This is a genomic window from Mycobacterium sp. MOTT36Y (genome assembly GCF_000262165.1).
Classification (GTDB): domain Bacteria; phylum Actinomycetota; class Actinomycetes; order Mycobacteriales; family Mycobacteriaceae; genus Mycobacterium; species Mycobacterium intracellulare.
Genome location: NC_017904.1, coordinates 5,045,608 through 5,069,341, shown reverse-complemented (window position 1 = coordinate 5,069,341; position 23,734 = coordinate 5,045,608). Strand labels below are relative to the sequence as shown.

23 protein-coding genes, 2 pseudogenes and 1 riboswitch are annotated in these 23,734 nt (G+C 70.0%); of the genes and pseudogenes, 11 read left to right on the top strand and 14 right to left on the bottom strand.

Annotated elements, in window-relative coordinates; genetic code table 11:
• Nucleotides 1-15: 15 nt before the first annotated feature.
• The 4 genes and pseudogenes from W7S_RS23210 to thiC all read right to left on the bottom strand — a co-directional run bounded on the left by W7S_RS23210 (nt 16) and on the right by thiC (nt 3,636).
• A complete protein-coding gene (locus W7S_RS23210) occupies nt 16-450 on the bottom strand; it encodes a MarR family winged helix-turn-helix transcriptional regulator (RefSeq protein WP_008261391.1) in 435 nt (144 codons plus the stop codon).
• A 46-nt stretch (nt 451-496) separates the two neighbouring features.
• A pseudogene (locus tag W7S_RS23205) lies at nt 497-1,134 on the bottom strand (alpha/beta family hydrolase).
• Nucleotides 1,131-1,958, bottom strand: coding sequence for a bifunctional hydroxymethylpyrimidine kinase/phosphomethylpyrimidine kinase (gene thiD, locus W7S_RS23200; protein WP_008261386.1), 828 nt, complete (start codon nt 1,956-1,958; stop codon nt 1,131-1,133). Before thiD ends, W7S_RS23205 begins: the two are co-directional and overlap by 4 nt.
• Before the next feature lie 37 nt (nt 1,959-1,995).
• Nucleotides 1,996-3,636 (bottom strand): phosphomethylpyrimidine synthase ThiC, encoded by a 1,641-nt coding sequence (gene thiC, locus W7S_RS23195; protein ID WP_008261381.1) that lies wholly within the window; start codon nt 3,634-3,636, stop codon nt 1,996-1,998.
• A riboswitch (TPP riboswitch) is annotated at nt 3,628-3,738 on the bottom strand. Its footprint overlaps the gene before it by 9 nt.
• Nucleotides 3,739-3,842: 104 nt before the next feature.
• Here thiC and W7S_RS23190 point away from each other — a divergent pair.
• Complete coding sequence (locus W7S_RS23190) at nt 3,843-4,526, top strand: PAS and ANTAR domain-containing protein (protein ID WP_008261379.1); 684 nt, start codon at nt 3,843-3,845, stop codon at nt 4,524-4,526.
• 53 nt (nt 4,527-4,579) lie between these two features.
• Here the strand turns inward: W7S_RS23190 and W7S_RS23185 are convergent, their stop codons facing one another.
• Nucleotides 4,580-4,855 carry a hypothetical protein gene (locus tag W7S_RS23185; protein WP_008261377.1) on the bottom strand — a complete coding sequence of 92 codons (276 nt, stop codon included), beginning with the start codon at nt 4,853-4,855 and terminating at the stop codon, nt 4,580-4,582.
• Nucleotides 4,856-4,918: 63 nt separating this feature from the next.
• Here W7S_RS23185 and W7S_RS27920 point away from each other — a divergent pair.
• A pseudogene (locus W7S_RS27920) lies at nt 4,919-4,996 on the top strand (hypothetical protein); the annotation flags it as partial.
• Here W7S_RS27920 and W7S_RS23180 read toward each other — a convergent pair.
• The 5 genes from W7S_RS23180 to W7S_RS23160 all read right to left on the bottom strand — a co-directional run bounded on the left by W7S_RS23180 (nt 4,977) and on the right by W7S_RS23160 (nt 12,330).
• The gene (locus tag W7S_RS23180) at nt 4,977-9,413 is read right to left on the bottom strand and encodes a cation-translocating P-type ATPase (protein ID WP_008261375.1); all 4,437 of its coding nucleotides are present in this window, start codon (nt 9,411-9,413) and stop codon (nt 4,977-4,979) included. The pseudogene W7S_RS27920 and the gene W7S_RS23180 overlap by 20 nt on opposite strands.
• Before the next feature lie 21 nt (nt 9,414-9,434).
• Nucleotides 9,435-9,908, bottom strand: coding sequence for a hypothetical protein (locus W7S_RS23175; RefSeq protein WP_008261371.1), 474 nt, complete (start codon nt 9,906-9,908; stop codon nt 9,435-9,437).
• Between the two features lie 127 nt (nt 9,909-10,035).
• Entirely contained in the window at nt 10,036-10,842 is an 807-nt protein-coding gene (locus tag W7S_RS23170) for an exodeoxyribonuclease III (protein WP_008261368.1), read from the bottom strand.
• Nucleotide 10,843: 1 nt separating this feature from the next.
• The gene (locus tag W7S_RS23165; protein ID WP_008261366.1) at nt 10,844-11,737 is read right to left on the bottom strand and encodes a hypothetical protein; all 894 of its coding nucleotides are present in this window, start codon (nt 11,735-11,737) and stop codon (nt 10,844-10,846) included.
• Nucleotides 11,737-12,330: a peptide deformylase gene (locus W7S_RS23160; RefSeq protein ID WP_008261364.1), complete on the bottom strand. Its 594-nt coding sequence runs from the start codon at nt 12,328-12,330 to the stop codon at nt 11,737-11,739. Before W7S_RS23160 ends, W7S_RS23165 begins: the two co-directional genes overlap by 1 nt.
• 202 nt (nt 12,331-12,532) lie before the next feature.
• Between W7S_RS23160 and W7S_RS23155 the strand changes: the two genes are divergently transcribed.
• From W7S_RS23155 to W7S_RS23125, 7 genes are read left to right on the top strand one after another with little or no spacing between them, the layout of a single operon-like run.
• Entirely contained in the window at nt 12,533-12,841 is a 309-nt protein-coding gene (locus tag W7S_RS23155; protein WP_008261362.1) for a DUF3263 domain-containing protein, read from the top strand.
• Nucleotides 12,842-12,860: 19 nt separating this feature from the next.
• Nucleotides 12,861-13,334 carry a LytR C-terminal domain-containing protein gene (locus W7S_RS23150; RefSeq protein WP_050989397.1) on the top strand — a complete coding sequence of 158 codons (474 nt, stop codon included), beginning with the start codon at nt 12,861-12,863 and terminating at the stop codon, nt 13,332-13,334.
• Between the two features lie 21 nt (nt 13,335-13,355).
• Entirely contained in the window at nt 13,356-14,039 is a 684-nt protein-coding gene (locus tag W7S_RS23145; protein WP_008261360.1) for a superoxide dismutase family protein, read from the top strand.
• Nucleotides 14,029-15,159, top strand: coding sequence for a glutamate--cysteine ligase (locus W7S_RS23140; RefSeq protein ID WP_008261359.1), 1,131 nt, complete (start codon nt 14,029-14,031; stop codon nt 15,157-15,159). The genes W7S_RS23145 and W7S_RS23140 overlap by 11 nt, the downstream gene beginning before the upstream one ends.
• Entirely contained in the window at nt 15,159-15,797 is a 639-nt protein-coding gene (locus tag W7S_RS23135) for an LON peptidase substrate-binding domain-containing protein (RefSeq protein WP_008261358.1), read from the top strand. The genes W7S_RS23140 and W7S_RS23135 overlap by 1 nt, the downstream gene beginning before the upstream one ends.
• Nucleotides 15,798-15,819: 22 nt before the next feature.
• Nucleotides 15,820-16,842, top strand: a complete 1,023-nt coding sequence (locus tag W7S_RS23130; RefSeq protein ID WP_008261357.1) for a TIGR03617 family F420-dependent LLM class oxidoreductase — start codon at nt 15,820-15,822, stop codon at nt 16,840-16,842.
• Nucleotides 16,839-17,657: an enoyl-CoA hydratase-related protein gene (locus W7S_RS23125; protein WP_008261356.1), complete on the top strand. Its 819-nt coding sequence runs from the start codon at nt 16,839-16,841 to the stop codon at nt 17,655-17,657. The genes W7S_RS23130 and W7S_RS23125 overlap by 4 nt, the downstream gene beginning before the upstream one ends.
• A gap of 5 nt (nt 17,658-17,662) precedes the next feature.
• Here W7S_RS23125 and W7S_RS23120 read toward each other — a convergent pair whose 3' ends face one another.
• Entirely contained in the window at nt 17,663-18,583 is a 921-nt protein-coding gene (locus W7S_RS23120) for an SDR family NAD(P)-dependent oxidoreductase (protein WP_008261350.1), read from the bottom strand.
• Nucleotides 18,584-18,855: 272 nt separating this feature from the next.
• Here W7S_RS23120 and W7S_RS23115 point away from each other — a divergent pair, with 272 nt between their 5' ends.
• Nucleotides 18,856-20,070, top strand: a complete 1,215-nt coding sequence (locus tag W7S_RS23115; protein ID WP_020823657.1) for a hypothetical protein — start codon at nt 18,856-18,858, stop codon at nt 20,068-20,070.
• On the opposite strand, the gene W7S_RS23110 is transcribed toward W7S_RS23115, so the two are convergent.
• Together W7S_RS23110 and W7S_RS23105 are read right to left on the bottom strand one after the other, a co-directional pair.
• Nucleotides 20,012-20,575 (bottom strand): hypothetical protein, encoded by a 564-nt coding sequence (locus W7S_RS23110; protein ID WP_008261346.1) that lies wholly within the window; start codon nt 20,573-20,575, stop codon nt 20,012-20,014. The two genes, W7S_RS23115 and W7S_RS23110, sit on opposite strands and share 59 nt — an antisense overlap.
• Nucleotides 20,572-20,967 (bottom strand): hypothetical protein, encoded by a 396-nt coding sequence (locus tag W7S_RS23105; RefSeq protein ID WP_008261344.1) that lies wholly within the window; start codon nt 20,965-20,967, stop codon nt 20,572-20,574. The genes W7S_RS23110 and W7S_RS23105 overlap by 4 nt, the downstream gene beginning before the upstream one ends.
• A gap of 21 nt (nt 20,968-20,988) precedes the next feature.
• On the opposite strand from W7S_RS23105, the gene W7S_RS23100 reads away from it, so the two are divergent.
• Nucleotides 20,989-21,585, top strand: coding sequence for a TetR/AcrR family transcriptional regulator (locus W7S_RS23100; protein WP_008261342.1), 597 nt, complete (start codon nt 20,989-20,991; stop codon nt 21,583-21,585).
• Here the strand turns inward: W7S_RS23100 and W7S_RS23095 are convergent.
• The gene (locus tag W7S_RS23095; protein WP_036429626.1) at nt 21,559-23,730 is read right to left on the bottom strand and encodes an AAA family ATPase; all 2,172 of its coding nucleotides are present in this window, start codon (nt 23,728-23,730) and stop codon (nt 21,559-21,561) included. The two genes, W7S_RS23100 and W7S_RS23095, sit on opposite strands and share 27 nt — an antisense overlap.
• Between the last annotated feature and the right edge of the window lie 4 nt (nt 23,731-23,734).

The window sequence follows — 23,734 nt, the reverse complement described above, 5'->3', positions numbered from 1 at the left end:
GATGACGCCCCTTTCTCAGTGTTCGGTCAAGCGCTCGAGTAGCGACAGCGCGTCGACGATGACGCGCCGCTCCGCCTCGGTGTAGCGCTCCTGGATGGTCCGGGCCAGCCATTCCTCCCGGGCCCGACGGTCGCTCTCGGCGCGCTTTCTCCCCGCCGGGGTCAGCGAGACCACCTGTCGCCGACCATCATTCGGGTCCGGGGAGCGTTCGATGAGCCCCCGCTGCCCCAATCCGGCCAGGATGGTGGCCATCGACTGGGGACGCACCTGTTCCGCGCCGGCCAATGCGCTGGCCGACGACGGCCCCTCCTTCCAAAGCCGCGTGAGCACCGCCGTCTGCGACGGTGTCAAACCGTCGACCGCGATGTCCTTCAACCGGCGCCGCAGCCTGCTGAACACCACCCGGATATCGCGTGCCGCCGCTGCCGCGGAGTCGCTGATGCCATCCACGGCACCACTCTAAATTAGACAGCCAAAACTGTCCAGTTCGGACTGTCTATTCCCGTCCGAGCAGCTGTAGCGCGGCATCCACGGCCAGGGCCGGGACGTTCAGCGTCTTGGACCGCAGATCGTGTCGGGCGCTGGCGATCTCGACGACGGCGGTCGTTCCGCCGATCAGCGCGGCCGCGGTGCGCAGCTCGTCGGGCGTGCCGAAGGGATCCGAGGTTCCGTGGGTGAACACCGTCGGCACCGTGATGTCGGGCAGATGCTCGGTGCGCAGGCGCTCCGGCTTGCCCGGCGGGTGCAGCGGGTAGGAGAACAGCGTCAGCACGTCCACCGGGGCCTCGCCGGCGGCAACCACCATGGATGTCTGCCGGCCGCCGTAGGAATGCCCGCCGGCGATCAGCGGCCCGGGGGCGAGGTCGCGGCACACCGTGATCGCCTCGACGATGCCGGCGCGATCGGTGGCGGCCGACCCGGATGGCGGCCCGGTGGGGCGCCGGCGGCGGTAGGGCAGGTTATAGCGCACCGCCAGCCAGCCCCGTTGGGCCCATTCGTCGCAAACCTGTGCAGCAGTGGAGAATCCCGATTGCCACCGGCGCCGTGGGTCAGAACCACGACCCCTTCTGGGCGACTTGCATCGTCCGGTTCGTGCACGATGCCCGCGATCTGATCGAGGGGGCGAGCCATCATGACAGCCTAAACAGCGGCGAGACGGGGCCGTGGCCGTGGCCCAGGGGATAGGAGGCACGCAGAGATTCAGTGACCCACCGCTTCCCGAAACCGACCGCTTCCGGCACGGTGAGGCCGTGCGCGAGTGCGCAAGCCGCCGCGCTGGCGAGGGTGTCCCCGCCGCCGTGGTCGTTGCCGGTCGCGATCCGCTCCGCGTCGAACTCGTGGTAGGAGGTGCCGTCATAGAGCAGGTCACAGCTGTGGTCCGACGAGCGCAGGTGGCCGCCCTTGACCAACACCCACTGCGGGCCGAGCGCATGCAGGGCCTTGGCCGCCGCCCGCTGCGACGCCGGGTCCACGACGTCGATGTCCACCAGTAGCCTTACTTCGTCAAGGTTCGGCGTCACCAGCGTGGCCAACGGAAACAATTGATTCCGAAGCGAATCCAGGGCCGCCGGCGCCATGAGCGCGTCGCCGTGCATGGAGGCCGCCACCGGGTCGACGACGAGCGGGACGGTCAGTCCGAGCCGGCGCCACGTGGTGGCGACGGTGTCGATGATGCGTGGCGACGCGAGCATCCCGGTCTTGGCGGCCTGGATGCCGATGTCGCCGACCACGGCCTCGATCTGGCCGGCGACGACGTCGTCGGGAATCTCGTGAAAGCTCTTGACTCCCACGGTGTTCTGCACGGTCACCGCGGTCACGGCGACGCAAGCATGCACACCCAACAGCGCCATGGTGCGCATATCGGCTTGGATGCCCGCGCCGCCCCCGGAGTCCGACCCGGCGATCGACAACACCCGCAGGGGCGTCGTGCCCGGCGGCGGAACCGGAAGGAACGTCACTGCGCCAGATGGTGGCGCGCCGCGGCCGCCCTTGCGGTCACTGCTGTGCCAGCGGCAGATACACCCGGTTGCCGTGCTCGGCGAACTCGCGAGACTTCTCCGCCATGCCCTCGGACATGACCGCCTCGATCGCTTCCTCGCTGTCCAGGCCGTGTTCCGCCGCGTACGCCCGCACATCTGCGGTGATGCGCATCGAGCAGAACTTCGGCCCGCACATCGAGCAGAAGTGCGCGGTCTTGGCGGGTTCGGCGGGCAGCGTCTCGTCGTGGTACTCCCGCGCGGTGTCGGGATCCAGCGACAGGGCGAACTGGTCGTTCCAGCGAAACTCGAAGCGCGCCTGGCTCAATGCGTTGTCGCGCTCCTGGGCGTGCGGATGCCCCTTGGCCAGGTCGCCGGCGTGGGCGGCGATCTTGTAGGCAATCACCCCATCCTTGACGTCCTTGCGGTCCGGCAGCCCCAGGTGCTCCTTGGGCGTCACATAGCACAGCATCGCGGTGCCGGCCTGGGCGATGATCGCCGCGCCGATCGCCGAGGTGATGTGGTCATACGCCGGGGCGATATCGGTGGCCAGCGGGCCCAGCGTGTAGAACGGGGCCTCCTCGCACCACTCCTCTTCCAGCCGCACGTTCTCGACGATCTTGTGCATCGGGACGTGGCCCGGGCCCTCGATCATCACCTGCACGCCATGGGATTTCGCGATCTTGGTCAGCTCACCGAGGGTGCGCAGCTCGGCGAACTGCGCGGCGTCGTTGGCGTCGGCGATCGAGCCCGGCCGCAGCCCGTCACCGAGGGAGAAGGTGACGTCGTAGCGGGCGAAGATCTCGCACAATTCCTCGAAGTTGGTGTACAGGAACGACTCCCGGTGATGCGCCAGGCACCAGGCGGCCATGATCGAGCCACCGCGCGACACGATGCCGGTGACGCGCTTGGCGGTCAGCGGCACGTAGCGCAGCAGCACACCGGCGTGCACCGTCATGTAGTCCACGCCCTGCTCGCACTGCTCGATCACGGTGTCGCGGTAGATCTCCCACGTCAGCTCGGTCGGATCCCCCTTGACCTTTTCCAGCGCCTGGTAGATCGGCACGGTCCCCACCGGCACCGGCGAGTTGCGCATGATCCACTCGCGGGTTTCGTGGATGTTCTTGCCGGTGGACAAGTCCATGATGGTGTCCGCGCCCCACCGGGTGGCCCACACCATCTTGTCGACCTCCTCGGCGATCGAGGACGTCACCGCCGAGTTGCCGATGTTCGCGTTGACCTTGGTCGCAAACGCCTTGCCGATGATCATCGGCTCGATCTCGGGGTGGTTGTGATTGGCCGGGATCACCGCGCGCCCCCGGGCGACCTCGTCGCGCACCAGCTCGGCGGGCATGCCCTCGCGCGCGGCGATGAACGCCATCTCCGCGGTGATCTCGCCCGCGCGGGCGCGCTGCAACTGAGTGCCGCGGTCGCGAACCACACCCGGCCGCGCCGGCAGCCCGGCCGCCAGGTCGATCGTCGCGTCCGGATCGGTGTAGGGGCCCGAAGTGTCATAGAGATCGAAGTGATCGCCATTGGACAGGTCCACCCGGCGGAACGGAACCCGCCCGCCGGCGACATCGCGATAGATCTTGTGGCTGCCCGCAATCGGGCCGGTGGTCACGGAGGGTGCAGCGGTTCCCGATAGGGTCTCGGTCATTTTTCATCTCCCTACGCCGGCATTACCCGGTCAGGTTCGTACGGTCGACGGCCCCGAGCCGTCCTCTCAGCGCACTCGGCATGCGCTCCCGCGTTGATGGATGGGTCCGCACGCGACGTTACCCCCACCCCGGAACACATGGCAGGGCGACGGCCCATCTTCCGGGGCGGTAGCCGAGGACGTCCCCCGAGTGGAAAGATGCAAACGTGCAAGCTGGCGACCCATCCACGAACGGCGATGACGCGCGATCCCGTGGGCCGTCCGAATACCTGAACATCGGCACCTTCCGCTTCTGGTTCGGGGGACAACGCTGGGAATGGTCCGACGAGGTCGCCAGGATGCACGGCTACGAACCCAACGACGTGGAGCCGACGACCCAACTGCTGTTGTCGCACAAGCATCCCGACGACCGCGCGCACGTCCAGGAGTTGCTGGACTACGCGCTGCAGTCGGAGGGCTCGTTCTCGAGCCGGCACCGATTCCTCGACACCGCGGGCACGGTGCACGACGCGATCGTCGTCGCTGACCGCATGCTGGACGAGTCGGGCGCCGTGCTGGGCACCGAGGGCTATTACATCGACCTCACCGACACCCTGGACGAGACCCGCCAGGAGGTGCTCGACGAGGCGCTGCCGGATCTCGTCGAGAGCCGCGCGGCCATCGAACAGGCCAAGGGCGTGCTGATGTCCGTCTACCGGGTCAGCGCACAACAGGCCTTCCGCGTGCTGCAGTGGCGCTCGCAGGAGACCAACGTGAAACTGCGTGCGCTGGCCAAGCAGCTGCTCGACGAAATGGCCGGCCTGCCGGCGCCGTCGACCGCCGTGCAAAGCCAGTTCGACCATTTGCTGCTGACCGTGCACGAACGGATTTCGCCCAGGCCCGCCGACTAGGATCTCGACGTCGGCTGTGGCGACAGGTCCGACGCTGCCGGCGCGTTACGAGGTCAGACCTCCTCCATCGCCTCGCCGAGTTCCTCGAGAAGCTTGTTGTGGTGGTTGCTCGCCAGCAGGTGTCCGGCGGCGATCACGACGGCCACCGGCCAGTCGATGAGTTCGAACGCCGCCAGGGCGGCCAACCCCCCGAAGTAGGCCAACTGCTCGGGCCGGGGAATCTGCACCTGGCCGATCGCCGGCAGGTTCACCACAAACGTTTCGCCCTCGCGGATCTTCTCCACCGCATCGCGCTGGGACGTCTGGCGCCGCGACTTCTTTTCCGCCATCATTTGCCTTTCGGTAACGAAGGGTTTCCCGCCTCGCTGGGTCACGCGTACAACGTCGGACCTATGTCGACGATGACAGGCACCGGGGGCGATCCGCTAGTTTCGTCGATTGCTTCGGTGCTCAGGGTGCCGTTACTGGAACTCTATGCGCTGTTGTGGCGCGCCGGGGTGGTCGAGATTCGGAACTCGGAGCGGGAGGCTCGGCGGGATCCGGCGGCGGCTCCGGGTTTGATTTGTCCCGACCCGTCAGCGCACGTGACAGCACGCCGGTCGCGACCGTCGCCGCCGCGGCGGCGCCCAGGCCCTGGGCCCAGCCGAACGGTCCGAGTGGCGTACAGCCGAGCAGCTGGCTGACGCCTGGCGTGCTGATCAGGACCCCCACCAGGCCGAGTGAACCCAGCGCGGTGAGCACCACCAGCGGGGCCTGAGACTCCACCAGCGTCTGGCCCAGTTCGGTCCCCACCAGCGCGACCAGCGCGACGGTCGAGGCGCGTTGCGGACTACTCAGCGGGCCGGACAGGCCCGCCATCGCCCACGCCGCCGTCGTCGCCGCCGCCGTGGTGACGCCGCGGATGGTGACCGCCTGCCACAGCGCGGCCTGATCCGCGCCGCGCAGCCGCGGGTCGATCGGGCCGCTGGGCTTGCTGACCGCGAGCGCGGCGGCCGGCAGGGCGTCGGTCATCGTGTTGACCAGCAGCAGCTGGCGCGTGTTCAGGGGCGACGTGCCGGTGATCGCGCTGCCGATGATCGCGAAGATCACCTCGCCGGCGTTGCCGCCGAGCAGCACCGACACCGCCGACTGCACCCGCCGCCACAGCTGGTGTCCTTCCCGGATGGCCTCCATGAGCGCGTCGATCCTGCCGTCGACCAGCACCACGTCGGCCACCAGGTGCGCCGGGTCGCTGCCATGGGCGACCACGCCGATGCCGACCGTGGCGGACCGGATGGCGGCGGCGTCGTTGGCGCCGTCGCCCACCATCGCCGTCCGCACGTCCGCGTTCTCCAGCGCCTGGACAACCTGGACCTTGTTCTCCGGTGTCATGCGGGCGAAGATCACCCGCTCCGCCGCGACGCGCTCCTGGTCCTTGCGCGACAAGGCCTCCCATTCGGCGCCGCTGATCACCTGATCGGCGGTCACGTTGAGCCCCAGCTCGGCGGCGATGGCCTTGGCGGTGATCGGATGGTCACCGGTGATCAGCTTCACGCCCACCCCGAGGCCGCCGAGGTCGGCGAGCAATTTCGCGGCCTCGGCGCGCGGGGTGTCGGACAGGCCGAGGAAGCCGGTCAACGTCAACCCGCTGGTGCAGTACTCGGCGATGTCATCGGGGTTTTCCGCTATCGCCCGGGCCTGTTGGGCGGTCAGCTCGCGGCGCGCCACCGCGATGACGCGCAGGCCGCCGGCGGCGAGTTCGGCGACCGTGCCTTCCATCGCGCCGGTGTCCCCGCTGGCGGCCAGGACCACTTCGGGCGCGCCCTTGACGGTCAGCTCGGTGCCGGTCACCGAGGCGGAGAAGGACCTGCCGGAGCGGAACGGCAGGTGCGCGGTCGGCGGTGCGGACGCCGAGCCGTCAACGGCCGAACCGGCCTCGACGATGGCGACATCGGTGGCGTGCACCTGGGTGCCGCCGTTGGTCACCGGCGCGGCGTGCACGGCGCAGCGCAGCACCTCCTCGCGCGAGTACCCGGGCGCGGGATGGACCTGCGAGACGCGCAGGCGGTTTTCGCTGAGCGTCCCGGTCTTGTCGAAGCACACCACCTCGATGCGGCCGAGCGCCTCCACCGAGCGCGGAACCCGCACCAGCGCACCGAACTTCGTGAGCCGTCGCGCCGACGACGCCTGGGCCAGCGTGGCCACCAGCGGCATTCCCTCGGGGACGGCGGCGACCGCGATGGCGATGGCGCTGCCGACCGCGTGCTGCAGGGGGAGGCGGCGCAACAGCCCGAGCGCGCCGACCAGCGCGCCGCCGGTGATGCTCACCGGAAGCGCCTTGGTGGTCAGCTGGCCGAGCTGGTGCTGCAGACCGATGTCGGAGGACAGCTCGCCGGAGATGAGGTCGGCGGCGCGGCGCTGCTGGGTGTCGGGCCCGACCGCGGTCACCAGGGCCAGGGCGGTACCGGCCACCACGGTGGTCCCGGCGAACACCATGCAGCGACGCTCGGCGAGCGGCGCGCCGGGCGTCGCCTCGACCTGCTTCTCGACCGACAGCGATTCGCCCGTGAGCGCCGATTCGTCGACCTCGACGTCGACCTCTTCGATGACGCGGGCGTCGGCGGGCACCACCTCGTGCGTGCGCACCTCGATGACGTCGCCCGGCCGCAGTTGCGCGGCGTCGACGAGCGTGTACGTGCGCGCGCCGTCCGGGCCGCCGATGACCTTCCGGGCGGGCGGAGTCTGTTGGGCCAGTAGATAACTCAACCGCTTCTCGGCGCGCAGCCGCTGCGCGGCGGCCAGGATCGAGTTGCCGGTGAGCACGGTGCCGACCAACATCGCGTCGACGGGCGAACCGAGCACGGCGCTGGCGGCCGAGCCGAGCGCCATCACCGGGGTCAGCGGGTCGGACAATTCGGCGCGCACCGCCTTGGCGAGCTGCCACACCGCCTGCGCGGGCGTCTCCGCCAGCCGCAGGGCCGCGGGGGTGCCTCGCTCCGTCGGGACGGGCGCCGCGGAATCCTGCTCGGGCAACGCCTTACGGACCTGCTCGACCGACATCGCGTGCCATTCGTGCGTGGCCGCCGGGCGTGGGGTGTCCGCGCCCAGGACCCCGCGGGCGAGCAGGTATCCCGAGAGCAGACCGGCCGCCGCGCCGACGTTCACCGTTTCGGATCCGAGGTTGCCCCGCACGCCCGGGATCATGAACAGCGACCCCATCGCGGTGGCACCGGCCGAAATCCCGATGCCGCGCTGGGTCGCCGCGGCGGCCGCGGGCAGCGCGTGCAGCACCCGCCAGGCGGCCTGAAGGTCCGGCAACAGCAGGTCAGCGTTCCACAGCGGGGCACCCACGCCGTCCTGCGGCAACACGCCGAGCGCCAGATGCGCCGACGAAATGGCTTGTGCGGCAGTCGACGACAGCACGGCCACGGTGCGGCCGGCCTCCTGCAGGTCGTCCACCGCGGCGGCCAGCGCGTCGTCGATGGACTTGTCGGTCCCGCTCTTCAGCGGCCGGACCTCGTCGAACGCCGGCCGCAACTCGTCGAGCGACTCGTGGTCGACCGTCACCAGTTGCGCCCCGGCGCGGTTGGCCTCGCCGACGACGGCGGAGGCCAGCGGATCGTGGGCCGGCAGGAACAGCGCCTTGACCTGTGCACCGGACCGGCCGCTCGATATGCCGGGCACCTTGCGCCAGCCGGCGCGCAGGCCGCTGTTCTCCAGCATGAGCTGGGCGCGATTCCAGGCCGCGGGTAGCTCGCTGTCGTCCGCGCCGCGGATGCGGGACACCCGCAACGTGTCGGTACACAACACGCGGGGGTCGATGACGATGGTGTCGACCTTGTTCAGCCGGCGCAGGCTTTCGGGCCGCAACGGCAACACCGAATGTCGCTCGGCCAGGCCGCGGCCCAGCGTCGCGGCGAACGCCTCGGGGGTGGTCCGGTTGGCCTTGGGGGTGGTCACCTGCACCGCGGTGGCGGCCATGTTCAGGTTGCGGGTGCCGGCGCCGATCGCGCCGGCGCTGAGCGCCTGAAGGAGGGCGAAGCGACCGGGCGCGCGCTCCATGCCCCTCGACGGCTGCGGCCGCGGCGAGCGGGGGGACAGCGGTTGGTCGGCGTGGCGCGCCAGCTCGGGCTCATGCTGTTCCCAGGCTCGTGCCTCGGCGCGGCACTCGGCGACCTTCAGCGACTGCATCGTCAGCCCCAGCGACAGCGACGTCGGCGACTGGGAGAGCGTCTGGCTGGTCGCCTGCACCAGCGTCATCACGGTGTCGGTGGCGGGGCCGCCGATGCGGTCTTCGAGCCGACGGCGCAGCCAGGGCTGGTAGTCGAAGAACGTGATGCCCGCGGCGATGGTGACCGGCAGCCGGGGTAGCCGCGTGGCCCGGCCGAAGAGCGCGACACCCAGCCCGGCCGCATTGGCGGCCACGGTGACCGCCCTGGTCGCCAGCACCAGGCCGTCGCCCGGCAGGCTCGCCGACGCCTGGCCGGCATCTTGCGTTGTCGGGCAACGGTTTTCGGCTTCCTCGACGACGCGGCAGAGGTCGCTCAGCGAGGTGTCCGGGTCGTCGAGGTCCACGACCACCCGGGACAGGGGACGATTCAGCTTTGCTGACGCCACGCCGGGATGGGCCAGGATCGCCTCGAGCACGGTCGGACCGAGTGGGCCGTCGGCCGCGTCCGCCAGCCCGCGTACCTCGATCCACGCGCGGCCGTTGCCACGCCAGCAATGCCGGCGCAACGTGGCGCGGGAGAGTTCGCCGGACAGCGCCTTGGCCCCCTCGCGCAGGGGGATCGTCGCGACGTCGATACCGGTTTCGATCCCGGCTCGCGCCAGCTCGGTTGTCGCCTGTAGGCCCGCAGAAATCAGTCGCGACGGCAGCGACCGTCGCAGAGACGTTGTGATACTCAAGGGTTCAGTAAGGATTCCGTGTCAGTTGGTGCTGCGCAGCGCGGCGCTGCCGGCGCGGCGGCCGGTGGCCTTCTTGGCCGGTTTACTGGCGGCCGCCCGCTTGGTGGGGGCCTTTTGCGGCGGCGATTTGCGCGTCTGGGGCTCGGGTTCGGGCTTGGTCGGCACCGTCGTCAGCTTTGCCCTGGACGGCGGGGCCGACTCCTTCTGCTGGCGGGCGATCCGCTGCAACACCAGCGCCCCGCCGCCGACCGCGAGCAGCACCGGCCACTCGATCAGGCCGATGGCGCCGAGCGCTCCCAGGCCCACCGCGGCGGCCGTCGTCGATTTGCTGCCCTTGCTGATGCCCTGCTGAATGCCGTCCGCGGCGCCCTTGATGCCGCCGACGACACCGTTCACCGCCGCTCCGCCGACCGCGCCGGCAGTGGAGGTGGTGACCGATGCCGCACGATTCAGTGTTCGCCCCACGCTGCGAACCGCTCCGTCGACGACACCCATGTTGACTCCCTGGCCCAATTTCGTATTCATGCAATTCGCGTTCGCTGTTTTCATGTATACCGTGGATCGCACAGTTGAGGGGATCTACGGAATTGCGCTGCCAGTTAGCCTACGCCGGGTCGCGGCGTCAGTCGACGCGCAGATCGACGAGCACGGGCGCGTGATCGCTGGCGGCCTTGCCTTTGCGTTCCTCGCGGTCGATCCGCGCGTCGGTCACGCGACTCGCCAATGCCGGTGAGCCCAGGATGAAGTCGATGCGCATGCCCTGCCGCTTCGGGAACCGCAGCCGGGTGTAGTCCCAGTACGTGTAGACGCCGGGCCCCGGCGCGAAAGGCCGTACCAGGTCGGTGAATTGCGCCTCGACGATCGCGTTGAACGCGCGGCGCTCCGGTGCGGAGACGTGCGTGGCGCCGGCATAGAACTCCATGCTCCACACGTCGTCGTCCTGCGGAGCGATATTCCAGTCGCCGGCCAGCGCGATCGCGGCGCCGGGGTCGTCGCGCAACCATCCTTCCGCCGAATCACGCAGCGCGGCAAGCCAATCGAGCTTGTACGCGTAGTGCGGGTCGCCCAGCGCGCGGCCGTTGGGAACGTAGAGGCTCCACAACCGCACGCCGCCGCAGGTGGCGGCCAGTGCGCGGGCCTCCGCGACGGCGGCGACCTCCGGCTTGCCGCTCCAGGTCGGCTGGCCGTCGAATCCGATCTGCACGTCCTCGAGGCCGACGCGGGACGCGATCGCCACGCCGTTCCACTGGTTGAAACCGACGTGGGCGACCTCGTAGCCGAGTTCGAAGAACGGCAGGGTCGGGAACTGGCTGTCGGAACACTTGGTCTCCTGCATGGCCAGCACGTCGACGTCCGTGCGGGCCAGCCAGTCGAGGACGCGCGGCAGCCGGGAGCGGATCGAATTGACGTTCCAGGTGGCGAGCCGCATTTCAGGCGCCCTGCCGGACCGGGAAGTAGCGGCGGTGGTGGTGCAGCCGGAAGCCCAGCCACCCGGTGTCGGCCTCGGCGTCGGGGACGGCGACGTAGCCGCGCGCCGCGCCGCGACCGGCGCCCCACGCCAACAACGCTTCGCACAAGGCCGTCGCGGCCCGGTCGTCGCCGCGGATCGCCGACAGCCCGACCCAGCGCGCGCCGTCGGGGGCGTCGGTCACCGCGGCACGCGCGACCGCCGCGCCGCCCAGTGTCCCGAACATGAGCTCGCCGTTGCCCACCGCGGTGAGCACGTCGACGTCGACCTCGGGCCCGAAAATCGACAGCCAGGCATCGTCGGGGCGCGCCGAGAGGCCGGCGGACGGGTCGGGTTCGCGCGCGGCCGTTTCCGACACGTCGCGCACCAGCACGCTTTCGGGCTGTTCGCCCGTCGAACCGGTCGGCACCGACAACAACCGATCGGGTATCGCCAGCCGCGGTGTCAGGCCGCGGCGCTCGTACCAGTCCACGATCGCCGGTACGGTACCCAGGCGAGCCGAAAGATCCAGCGGCACCGCCGAATTCGCGGGCAGCTCGGTGCCCTTGCCGGTTGGGGAGCCGGCCCGCAGCAGCCAGCCCTCAAGCCAGGCGTGTTCGACGCCGGGCCAGGCCATCGCCGCCGCGTGCTCGAGCGCGCGGATGTCGGAGGTGCGCACCGGGGCGAAGGTCAGCACCCGCAGCATCACCACATCGGCGGGCGAACATTCGACGACCGCGCCCGTTTTGGTCTGCAGCCGCACTACCGGGTCGACCGCCAGCAGGTGTCCCACCGCGTCGGTCAACGGCGGTACCGATCCTTCGGCGAGCCGGTAACGAACCATCACCCGCGTTCCCAGGGCCGGCCACGAGATCATCAGTGACCGAACGGGTCCGGTCCCTCGCCGGGCATCCAGGAGAGGCCGGGGACGCCCCAGTTGTGGGATTTGACGGCGCGTTTCGCGCTGCGGGCATGCCGGCCGACGAGGCGATCCAGATACAGGAAGCCGTCGAGGTGTCCGGTCTCGTGCTGCAGCATGCGGGCGAACAGGTCGTTGCCCTCGAGGGTGACCGGGTTGCCGTCGGCGTCCAGCCCGGTGACCCGCGCCCACTTCGCCCGGCCGGTGGGGAACGACTCGCCGGGGACGGACAGGCAGCCCTCGTCGTCGTTGTCCGGGTCGGGCATGGTCTCGGGTACCTCGGAGGTTTCCAGGACCGGATTGACGACGACGCCGCGCCGGCGCTCGGTGCGCCCGCGTTCGTCGGCGCAGTCGTAGACGAAGACCCGCAAGCCGACCCCGATCTGGTTGGCCGCCAGGCCGACCCCGTGCGCGGCGTCCATGGTGTCGTACAGGTCGGCGATCAACGCCGGCAGCTCGGCGGGCAGCGAACCGTCGGCAGCGACGGGCACCGGTTTCGTCGGGGTATGCAGGACGGGATCTCCCACAATGCGGATCGGAACGACTGCCATGGTCGGCTAAGCTACCGCACGCCCGTGGGCTGCTCAGCCGCCGATCTTCGGGGTGGGCAATTAGGCCAATCGGCCGACTCGCGGGTCTGGATGACGGCTTGAGGGTTTGGGGCGTGTTTCAATATTCGCCGAAACACGCCCTTAGCTAAGTCAAGTCATTCGAGCAGTTCGGAATTCGCCGAAAGGGTCCAGGGGAAGCAATATGGACAGCGCCATGGCGCGGGCAAATCGATCGGGGGACGATTCTGAGGTCGCCGATGGCCTTACCCGCCGCGAACACGACATCCTGGCCTTCGAACGCCAGTGGTGGAAGTTCGCCGGTGTGAAGGAAGACGCCATCAAGGAGTTGTTCTCGATGTCGGCGACGCGGTACTACCAGGTGCTCAACGCGCTCGTTGACCGGCCTGAGGCGCTGGCGGCCGATCCGATGCTGGTGAAACGGCTGCGCCGGCTGCGCGCCAGCAGGCAGAAGGCACGGGCGGCGCGGCGTCTCGGCTTCGAGGTGACCTGACTCGTTACAGTAGGGCTCGATGAAAGAACGAGTTCCCGACTCCACTGGGCTGCCCTTGCGGGCCATGGTGATGGTGCTGTTGTTCCTCGGCGTCATCTTCCTGCTGCTCGGCTGGCAGGCGCTGGGCACCTCCGGGAGCTCTGACGACGATTCGGCGTCGCCGGTACCGAGCGCGACCGCCACCGCGTCGGCCACGTCGACGAGCAACAAGCCGGCCGCCACCCAGGCCGAGGTGCAGGTGTACAACATCTCCACCAAAGAGGGCGTCGCCGCGCGCACCGGAGACCAGCTGACGTCCGCCGGCTTCAAGGTCACCAAGGTCGACAACATGACCGTGCCCGACGTCTCGGCCACCACGGTCTACTACACCGACGCCGACGACGAACACGCCACCGCCGACGCGATCGGCAAGAAGCTGGGCGCCCCCGTCGAACCGCGCATTCCCGCGCTGAGCGGGGAGCCGCCGGGTGTCATCGTCCTCGTCGCGGGCTAGATAAGCGATAGGCTGCTGGCTATGCCTAAGCTGCCCCCCTCCCTGGTTCTGGCCGGTTGCGCCGCGCTGCTGGGCGCCTGCTCGACGCCGCAGTACGCGTCGTCCGTCCCGGGCACCACGCCCGCGATCTGGACGGGATCGCCGTCGCCGTCGGGCGCCAAGGCCGCAGAGGCGGGGCCGGCGGAGGTGCCCACCGTCACCACGCACCTGAAGGCACCGGACGGCACCCAGGTCGCGATCGCCAAGTTCGAATTCAACAACGGCTACGCGACGGTCACCATCGAGACGACCGCCAACGGCGTACTCGCGCCCGGCTTTCACGGCGTCCACATCCACAAGGTGGGCAAGTGCGAGCCCAACTCGGTCGCCCCGAACGGCGGTGCGCCCGGCGACTTCCTGTCCGCCGGTGGGCACTTCCAGGTGCCCGGACACGCCACCGAACCCGCCAGCGGGGACCTGACCTCCCTGCAGGTGCGCAAAGACGGTTCCGGGACGTTGGTGACCACCACCGATGCCTTCGCCATGGAGGACCTGCTCACCGGGCAGAAGACCGCGATCATCATTCACGCCGACGCGGACAACTTCGCCAACATCCCCGCCGAGCGCTACAACCAGACCAACGGCACGCCGGGCCCCGACGAGACGACGAAGAGCACCGGTGACGCCGGCAAGCGGGTGGCATGCGGTGTCATCGGTGCCGGCTAAAAGGCGTGACGCGCGCATCGATTTCGCCCGTTCGTCACGGCCGACCATCGGGGTGGAGTGGGAGTTCGCGCTCGTCGACGCGCAGACCCGCGACCTGAGCAACGAAGCCACCGCGGTGATCGCCGAGATCGGCGAAAACCCGCGTGTGCACAAGGAATTGCTGCGCAACACCGTCGAGGTCGTCACCGGCATCTGCCAAACCGCGGGCGAAGCGATGGAGGACCTGCGGCAGACCCTGGGCCCGGCGCGACGCATCGTGCGGGATCGGGGCATGGAGCTCTTCTGCGCCGGCGCACATCCGTTCGCGCAGTGGACCACCCAGAAGCTCACCGCCGGCGCGCGCTACGCCGAGCTGATCAAGCGCACCCAGTGGTGGGGACGGCAGATGCTGATCTGGGGTGTGCACGTGCACGTCGGGATCTCCTCGCCGAACAAGGTGATGCCGATCATGACGTCGCTGCTGAACTACTACCCGCACCTGTTGGCGCTGTCGGCGTCCTCACCGTGGTGGACCGGCGTGGACACCGGGTACGCCAGCAACCGGGCGATGATGTTTCAGCAGCTGCCCACCGCCGGGCTGCCGTTTCAGTTCCAGACCTGGTCGGAGTTCGAGGGATTCGTCTACGACCAGAAGAAGACCGGCATCATCGACCACGTCGACGAAGTCCGTTGGGACATCAGGCCTTCCCCGCACCTGGGCACGCTCGAGATGCGGATCTGCGACGGCGTGTCCAACCTGCGGGAGCTGGGCGCGCTGGTCGCTCTCACGCATTGCCTGGTGGTCGATTTGGACCGCAGGCTCGAAGCCGACGAGTCGTTGCCCAGCATGCCGCCGTGGCACAACCAGGAGAACAAATGGCGCGCGGCGCGCTACGGCCTGGACGCGGTGATCATCCTGGACGCCGACAGCAACGAGCGATTGGTCACCGAGGATCTCGACGACGTGCTGAACCGGCTGGAGCCGGTCGCGAAGAAGTTGAACTGCGTCGACGAGCTCGCCGCGGTGGCCGAGATACCCCGGCAGGGCGCCTCCTACCAGCGCCAGCGCCGGGTGGCCGAGGAACATGACGGCGACCTGCGCGCGGTCGTCGACGCCCTGGTGTCCGAGCTGGAAATCTGATGATGGAATCCCTTGAGCTGGCGATGTTTCCGCTCGAGTCGGCGCTGCTGCCCGACCAGGACCTGCCGCTGCGGATCTTCGAGCCCCGTTACGGGGCGCTGGTGCGGCATTGCGTGGACGCGGGCGACCCGTTCGGGGTGGTGCTGATCGCGCGGGGGCGCGAGGTGGGCGGCGGTGATGAGCGTTGCGACGTCGGCGTGCTGTCGCGGATCACCGAATGCGTCGACCAGGGCGCCGGCCTGTACGCGCTGCGCTGCCGGACCGGCGAACGGATCCGGGTGCGCGAATGGCTGCCCGACGATCCCTATCCGCGGGCGCGGATCACGCTATGGCCCGACGAGCCGGGACCCGAGGTCTCGCCGGCCCAGTTGCTCGACGTCGAAGACCGCGCGGTGGCCCTGTTCGAGCGGATCGCGCAGGCGCGCGGGATCACCCTGCCCGGCCGCGAGGTGCTGTTGGGCCACGACCCCCAGGCCCCGGCGGGGGAGCGCCTGTTCGCGTTGGCCTCGCGCATCCCGATCGGCACGGCCGACCGCTACACGGTGCTGGCGGCCCCAACGGCCGCCGAGCGCCTCGCCGCGCTGAGCGAAGCCGTGGACGCGGTCGCCGAGGTGGTCGAGTTTCAGCTCTCCGAATAGAACTGCGCGACAGGAGCTTACGATGAAGGTTCACCTGCAGGTGGACGGTTCACCGGCGGGTGCGGCGGCCAGCGCCGCCGACATAGCCGCGACGGGCGCGGATGGCCTGTTCACGTTCGAAGGCCAGCACGACGTCTTCTTCCCGCTGCTCCTCGCCGCCGGCACGACCGGCCTGGACCTCATGACCAACGTGGCGATCGCGCCGCCGCGCAGCCCGTTGCACCTGGCGCACTCGGCCTACGACCTGCAGTGCTATAGCGGCGGGCGGTTCCGCCTCGGCCTCGGCTCCCAGATCAAGGTGCACATCGAAAAGCGTTATGGCAGTAAATGGGACAAGCCCGCGGCCCGTATGGCCGAGGCCATCGCCGCGATCAAGGCGATCTTCGCCGCGTGGGAAAACCAGGGCCGCTTGGACTTTCGCGGCGAGTTCTACACGCACACCGTGATGGCGCCCAACTTCAACCCCGGGCCCAACCCGTTCGGCCCGCCGCCGGTGCTGCTGGGCGCGCTGGGCCCGGTGATGACCCGCACCGCCGCCGAGGTCGCCGACGGATTGTTGGTGATGCCGTTCAACAGCGCCCGCCATTTCGCCGAACGCACCGTGCCCGCGATTGCCGAGGGGCTGCGCCGTTCGGGCCGGGCGTTCGGTGAGTTCACCGTCATCGCCCAGGCCATGGTTGCCGTCGGCCGCGACGAGGCGGATCTGGCGGCCGCGGTCAACGGGGTGGCGTCCCTCATCGCGTTTTACGGCTCGACGCCGGCCTACCTGCCGGTGCTGCAGGTCGAGGGCTGGGACGATGTCCAGCCCGAGCTCAACGCCCTGTCCAAGCAGGGCCGCTTCGCCGAGATGCGCCGGCTGGTCAGCGACGAGATGGTGGCCCGGATCGGGATCGTCGGAACGCCCGAGGAATGCGCGCGGCAGATCGCCGGCCGGTTCGGCGAGCACGCGGGGGAGGTGTGCTGTTACTTCCCCGGCTACACGCCGCGCGACGCCGACATCGCCGACCTGATCGGGGCCCTGCACCGGGCGCCGGCCCTGCCATGAGCGATGACCTGACGGTCGAAATCGACTCGGGCGTCGCGGTACTCACGCTCAACCGCCCCGAACAGCTCAACGCCTACACCGCCGAGATGGGCGCCCTGCTGAGCCGCGCGTACCGGGAGTGCGACGAGGACGACGACGTGCGGGCCATCGTGGTGACCGGGGCGGGGCGCGCCTTTTGCGCCGGCGCCGACTTCTCCGGTGACGCAAGCCCTTTCGATGCGCCCGCCGCTGACGGCACGTTCTCGGCGTCGCCGATCACCCCGGCGGCCTTCGAATTGCGCAAACCGGTGATTGCCGCGGTCAACGGCCACGCCATCGGAATCGGCCTCACGATCGCGTTACAGGCAGACATCCGGATCCTGGCCGAGGACGCCAAATACGGTGTGGTGCAGGTACGGCGGGGCGTGATCCCCGACTGCATGGCGCATTGGACGCTGGCCCAGTTGACCACCCTGGGGGTGGCCGCCGACATCCTGCTCACCGGCCGGACGTTCGGCGGGGCCGAGGCCGTGACGCTCGGGATCGCCAACCGGGCCCTGCCCGGCGAGCGGGTCCTCGACGACGCGCTGACGGTGGCCCGCGACATCGCGCTCAACGTGGCGCCGATGTCGGCCGCGCTGTGTAAACGCCTGCTGTGGGACAGCGCGATCCATCACTACACGCCACGGCAGGTCGCCGCGCTGGAGACCCGGTTGCACGAGCGGGTGATGGGCGGCGCCGACGCCGCTGAGGGCGTCGCCGCCTTCCTGGACCACCGCGCACCGAATTTCACCGCCCGGGTTTCCCGGGATTGGGTACCGCTTCCCGAACCGTGACCGAGTCATCGTGCGGTGCAAAGCCTTTCGGAGAGCTCCCACAGTTGCGCCGCGCGCCGCTCGTCGCGAGCGTGCGGCGCTGCCTCACCGATCCCGCAGTCCTCCAGGTAGTCCCCGCCGCGGCCGGCGAGGTCGGGGCTTACCGCGGCCCATACCTGCGTCGCCGCACCGTGTTCGGGCATGACGAAATCGAGGAAGCCGTCGGAGGGCTCGCGGCTGTTTTCGGCGACGAGGCTGCGCAGCGCGGAGAAGTCCGAGCGCGACATGTACCGCGCGAGCGCGGTCGCCACGGTGCCCGGATGCACGGCGTAGGCGCGGATTCCCGCGTCGCGCAGGCGCCGGTCGGCTTCGATCGCATGCAGGACGTTCGCCGTCTTGGAGGCGCCGTAGGCGGCGAACTTGTCGTATTCGCGACGCTCCCAGTTGGGGTCGTCGACGTCGACGTCACCCATCACGTGGCCACCGGACGACAGGATCACCACCCGGGCGGCGCCGGCGGCGGTGAGCTGGGGGATCAGCAGCCGGGTGAGCTCGAAATGCCCGAAATGGTTTGTCCCGATTTGCAGTTCGAAGCCGTCCCGGGTCCGGCCAAAGGGTGTGAACATCACGCCGGCGTTGTTCATCAACACGTCGACGACCGGCGTGATGCCGGCGACCGCGCTCGCCGCCGCCCGCACGCTGGACAGGTCGGTGAGGTCGAGCGATACCGTCGACGTCCGGGCAGCCGGAACCTCGGACGCGATCCACCGGGCCGTCTCCGCCAGCGCATCGGGGTTGCGGGCGGCCAGGATGACGTGCGCGCCCCCGGCGGCCAGCGCCCGGGCCGACTCGCGGCCCAGTCCCGACGACGCGCCGGTGATCACACATGTCTTGCCGGACAAATCGATTCCCTCGACGATCTGCAGGGCCGTTGGATGCTCGGTCATGCGGACCAACCTATCGCCGCGGCCGGTTCGCGGCTGCAAAGTCCTTACCGCCGGTGACTGGCGGCGCGGGCACGGGAGCCGGAGACTGGCATGACGAAAAGGAGTGCACATGTCTGACGGCCCAGATCAACCCGCCGACGCGGCCGATCCGGTTGCGGGCGCCGACACGGAATGGCGCTCGGCGCTTGCCACATTCGGGCCCCATCACGAGTCAACCTTGACCGCGCTGCTCGCGCTGGCGTCCGCGCGCTGGACCGCCGGGGACAGCCTCGGTGCCGTCCACGATGCCGGGCCAGGTGCTGGCCGTCAGGCGCGAAACACTCGGAGACGAACATCCCTCCACCCTTGGCGTGGCGGGGCTGGTCGCGATTTGGCGCTACCACCGCGGCGAAGAGGGCAGCGTCGATGAGCTGCGCGAGCTCGTCCCGGTGATGACCCGGGTACTCGGCGCCGAGCAAGCGGACACGTTGTGGGTTACCCACGCTTTGGCGACCGCCGAGGATGTCGGCGCTGATCCCGCCGCCCGGCTGCTGCGCTGGGTGCAGTTGTGCGGCGCCGAGACTCGGGTATTCGGCCCCCGTAACGAATTGACCTTGGCGGCCGCCTTCGGGGTGGCCCAAGCGCGCCACGACCTCGGGGACCCCTTCGGCGCCAGCACCGACGCGTTGATCGTCGTCGGCTACCGCCGGCGTCTGCTTGGCGAACATCATCCCCACACGCTGGCCGCGCAACTGTCGCGGCTGACGTGGCTGGGGGAGGCCGAGGGTATCAACGATCACACCCTCAACGAGTTCGACGAGCTGATCGTGGCCCTGCAGAACACGCTCGGCCACGACCACGAGCACACGCTGATCGCGCGCTACAACCGCGCTGTCTGGACACCGGAGACTGCCGACGAGGTCGAGCGAGTTTCCGAATGGGAGGTCCTGGCCGAGGATCTCGCGCGCGTTCTCGGCGAGCAGCATTCCGTGACGGTCGAGGCTGCCCAGAGACTCGGCGCCGCCCGCGCCGAATGGGAGGACAGCGTCAACGAGACCCGCAACATTGCTTTCGATCTCTTCGTCGACGCCGAATCCGAAGACCGCGAAATCGATGTCATGCCCGGGCGGGATTGGATGGCCCCGGGCAATCTCGACGACGACGCCGTGGCCAAAGTCGCCGAAGACGCCGACGAACAACGCTCCGATCGCGTGGATCTCATGGAACACGCGGTGGAGGTGAAAAGGGCGCTCGCCCGCAGCGCCCGCAGGCTGGGCAACGATCACATCGAAACGTTGCAATGGAGGTACTACCTCGCCTGGTGGCTATGGAACGGCCACGAATTCGACCCGGCCGCGGCGCGCACCCGAAAGCTCATCGATGACGGTGGACGTGTGCTCGGTGAAGATCACCCACTCATCGATGCGACGCGGACCCTCGACCACCACATCACCAACCGCGTCTGGGGTGGGTTGAGCCCGTTCTGGGATGGGAGCGCGCTGGTGTGAGAGCTGGAATCCGACGGTGGTCGGCTTCGGTCTCGGCCAATGACTTCAGCGTGAGCAACTGCTTGCGCATCATCAGCAGGTCACCCAGCGCCAGGGCCTGAGCGAGGAGCCGAGGCCCGGCGAACAACACGCGCGCATGCAGCCGCGAGCCCTCCCCTTCGGGGCGGATCGCATACGTGACGGCCACACCCTTGGATTGCAACGTGATCTGCCGACCGTCGAGAAACGACCGCAAGACGAAGATGGTCATGAATCGCTGCCCGACCGCAAGGCGCGTCAGCTCGGGGTCGCGCCGGCGGGGGCTGCGGCGCCCGAGGTTATCGAGGCTGTCGTAGCTGTAAGGCGCCACGCGCAACTGGCACAGCCAACCGAACACGATCGAGGGGGGCGCGGCGACGCTGATCGCGCGGTCGGCCCGGACGCCGGCCGAGGGCAGGACGCCGTCGCCGGGCAGCGGTGTCGTTCGCTCCCAGGGCCTGACCCCCCACGTCAGGCCCGGCGTCACGGGACCGGAGTCCTGCGTGAATGAACCCTTGCCGCAACGCGTTTCAGCGTCCACCTTACGGCGACGCGGTGCGCGCCGGTGCCGATGACGAGCGCCCGATACGCCTTCCCGTGGATGCCCGGGAACGCGGCCCAGGTCGCCGCGCGCAGCCGGGTGCGGGCGGCGCCGTCGAGTTCGTCGAGCTCGAAGACCCACCGGTAGACCGCGAACCAATGGCGGCCCTTCAGCGCGAACCGCGCCGGCGCGCGCGCTTCGTCCAGGACGAAGCCGACCGGCACGGTCGTCGCGTCATGCGGGTCGCGGCACATCACCCGCAGCAGCGCCGACCACGTGTCTGCGCGGTTCGCGTCGAGGGTTATGGCATGCTCGTCGATATAGGGTAATCGTTCCATATAGAAGGACTGTACTAGATCATGGCGCCTCCGCGGAAGCATGAAACCGATGTGATCCTCGACGCCGCCCGGGCGCTGGTGCTCGACGGCGGACCGCGCGCGGCCAGCGTCGCCGCCATCGCGAAAACCAGTGGAGCGCCGGCGGGCACGCTGTATCACCGGTTCGGCAACCGCGACGGCGTCCTGACGGCGGCGTGGCTGCGGGCGCTGGAACGCTTTCAGGCGCGGGCGCTGGCCGCCGAGGGGGACACGCCGGCGGACACGGCCGTGGCGATGGCGGTGGCGGCCGTCGGCTTCGCGCGCGCCCTGCCCGAGGACGCCCGGCTGTTGTTGACGATCCGCCCGGGCGACCTGCTCGACGAGGAGCCCGACGCGGCATTCCGGCAGACGCTCACCGCGATGAACGCCCCGCTGACCGAGCGGATCGCGGTGTTGGCGCGGCAGCTGTACGGGAACGCCAGGCCGCGCTCCGTCGACGCCGTCGCGCGGGCGGTCGCCGACCTGCCCTACGCGGTGGTGCGCCGCCACGCCCACGACGATCCGATGCCGTCCTGGCTCGAAAAGGACGTCGCCGCCTCGGCGTTGGCCGTGCTAAACAGCTTTGGCGAACGCCCGTAGGGACTCGACCTGCGCGGGATCCAGTGAGGGGCGGACGGTTTCGCGCGCCGCCGCGAGATCGGCGGCCGTCACGTCGGTGGCATCGAGGGATCGGCGCATGGCCGTGAGGGCGGCCTCCCGCAGCAGCGCCACGCAGTCGGCGGCGCTGTAGCCGTCGAGCCCGGCGGCCACCTCGTCGAGGTCGACATCGGCGCTCAGCGGAACCGATTTGCCCGCGGTGCGCAGGATGTCGCGGCGGGCGGCGGCATCGGGGGGTTCGACGAAGACCAGCCGCTCCAGCCGGCCGGGACGCAGCAGCGCGGGGTCGATGAGATCCGGGCGGTTGGTGGCGCCCAGGACGACGACGTCGCGCAGCGGATCGACGCCGTCGAGCTCGGTCAGCAGCGCGGCCACCACCCGGTCGGTGACGCCCGAGTCGAAGCTCTGCCCGCGCCGCGGCGCCAGCGCGTCGACCTCGTCGAGGAAGACCAGCGAGGGCGCCGAGTCCCGGGCGCGCCGAAACAGTTCGCGCACAGCCTTTTCCGAACTGCCCACCCACTTGTCCATCAGCTCGGAGCCCTTGACCGCGTGCACGGACAGCTGCCCGGTGCTGGCCAGCGCGCGCACGACGAAGGTCTTGCCGCAGCCGGGCGGGCCGTACAGCAGCACGCCGCGCGGCGGGTCGACGCCGAGCCGGGCGAAGGTGTCGGGATGCTGCAGCGGCCACAACACGGCCTCGGTCAGCGCTTGGCGGGCCTCGGCCATGTCGCCGACGTCGTCGAGGGTGATGTCGCCGACGCTGACTTCTTCACTGGCCGAGCGGGACAGCGGCCTGATGACGCTCAGCGCGCCGATCAGGTCCTCCTGGCTGAGCTCGGGGGGCCGGCCGTCGGCACTGGCCCGCGACGCCGCGCGCAGCGCCGCCTCGCGCACCAGCGCGGCCAGGTCGGCGACGACGAAACCCGGTGTGCGTGAGGCGATCTCGTCGAGATCCAGGCCGCCGGCGGGGACGTTTTTGAGCAGCGATTCCAGCAGCGCTTTGCGGGTGGCGGCGTCGGGCAGCGGCAGGCCCAGCTCGCGGTCACACAGGTCGGGGGCCCGCAGGCGGGCGTCGAGTTGGTCGGGTCGCGCGGAGGTGGCGATCAGGGCGACGCCGTCGCTGGCCACCGCGGTGCGCAGCTCGCCCAGGATCAGCGAGGCCACCGGGTCGGCGGCGGCCGGCAGCAGGGCGTCGACGTCAGTGATCAGCAGCACGCCACCGCCGTCGCGCACCGTCTGCACCGCCGAGGCCACCGCCTTGAGCCGGTCTTCGGCGGCCAGCGCGCCGACCTCCGGGCCGTCCAGCGTGACCAGCCGGCGATCGCCGCAGACCGCGCGGACCAGCGTCACCTTGCCCACCCCGGCCGGGCCGGACACCAGCACCCCGAGGTTGGTGCCGGCGCCCAGGGTCTTGAGCAGGTGCGGTTCGTCGAGCGCAAGCTTGAGCCATTCGACGAGCTTGGCGGCCTGCGGCTGGGTGCCCTTGAGCTCCTCGACGACCATCTCCGGCCGGGCGACTTCGACCGATACCCGCGACGACGTCATCGCGCCGGACGCGACATCGCCGGTGCCCCAGGTGACGAGCGAGTTGGGCTGCACGCTGACCGGCCCCACGGGGTCGACACCCGTGACGGTCAACAGCTCCGAGGTCCAGCTGATGCCCACGGCCGTGGCCAGCGCCCGGGTGGCGGCCGAGGTGGACGTGCCGGGTCCCAGGTCGCGGGGCAGCAGCGACACGGCGTCGCCCACCATGACCACCTTGCCGAGCAGGGCCTGGCGCAGCGTGTCCGGCGTGATCGACTGGCTGGCCAGCGTCGAGCCGGACAACGTCACCGACCGCGCGCCGTAGACCGTGACCGCGCCGACGACCACCGCGGACCCCTCCCGCAGTCCCGCGTTGGACAGCGTCACGTCGTCGAGCAACACGGTGCCGACCGGCGTGCCCGGGCCGGCCAGGCCCGCGACCGCCGCCGTGGTCCGCGACCCGATCAGCGACACCGCGTCCCACTCACGAATCCCCAGTGCGGCAACCGCGCTCGGATGCAACCGGACGACGCCGCGGCGGGAGTCGACGGCCGAGGTGTTCAGCCGAGCCGTCAAAGTGAGCTGACGGGACGCGGGATTGATGGCT

Excerpts from the sequence above, each read along its gene's own strand:
- W7S_RS23100 (WP_008261342.1), top strand. The coding sequence starts at position 20,989 with ATGGCGCCTCCGCGGAAGCATGAAACCGATGTGATCCTCGACGCCGCC.
- thiC (WP_008261381.1), bottom strand. The coding sequence starts at position 3,636 with ATGACCGAGACCCTATCGGGAACCGCTGCACCCTCCGTGACCACCGGC.
- W7S_RS23175 (WP_008261371.1), bottom strand. The coding sequence starts at position 9,908 with ATGGGTGTCGTCGACGGAGCGGTTCGCAGCGTGGGGCGAACACTGAAT.
- W7S_RS23160 (WP_008261364.1), bottom strand. The coding sequence starts at position 12,330 with ATGGCAGTCGTTCCGATCCGCATTGTGGGAGATCCCGTCCTGCATACC.
- W7S_RS23145 (WP_008261360.1), top strand. The coding sequence starts at position 13,356 with ATGCCTAAGCTGCCCCCCTCCCTGGTTCTGGCCGGTTGCGCCGCGCTG.
- W7S_RS23135 (WP_008261358.1), top strand. The coding sequence starts at position 15,159 with ATGATGGAATCCCTTGAGCTGGCGATGTTTCCGCTCGAGTCGGCGCTG.
- W7S_RS23105 (WP_008261344.1), bottom strand. The coding sequence starts at position 20,967 with ATGGAACGATTACCCTATATCGACGAGCATGCCATAACCCTCGACGCG.
- W7S_RS23130 (WP_008261357.1), top strand. The coding sequence starts at position 15,820 with ATGAAGGTTCACCTGCAGGTGGACGGTTCACCGGCGGGTGCGGCGGCC.
- W7S_RS23165 (WP_008261366.1), bottom strand. The coding sequence starts at position 11,737 with ATGATCTCGTGGCCGGCCCTGGGAACGCGGGTGATGGTTCGTTACCGG.
- W7S_RS23125 (WP_008261356.1), top strand. The coding sequence starts at position 16,839 with ATGAGCGATGACCTGACGGTCGAAATCGACTCGGGCGTCGCGGTACTC.
- W7S_RS23185 (WP_008261377.1), bottom strand. The coding sequence starts at position 4,855 with ATGGCGGAAAAGAAGTCGCGGCGCCAGACGTCCCAGCGCGATGCGGTG.
- W7S_RS23170 (WP_008261368.1), bottom strand. The coding sequence starts at position 10,842 with ATGCGGCTCGCCACCTGGAACGTCAATTCGATCCGCTCCCGGCTGCCG.
- W7S_RS23120 (WP_008261350.1), bottom strand. The coding sequence starts at position 18,583 with ATGACCGAGCATCCAACGGCCCTGCAGATCGTCGAGGGAATCGATTTG.
- W7S_RS23150 (WP_050989397.1), top strand. The coding sequence starts at position 12,861 with ATGAAAGAACGAGTTCCCGACTCCACTGGGCTGCCCTTGCGGGCCATG.
- W7S_RS23155 (WP_008261362.1), top strand. The coding sequence starts at position 12,533 with ATGGACAGCGCCATGGCGCGGGCAAATCGATCGGGGGACGATTCTGAG.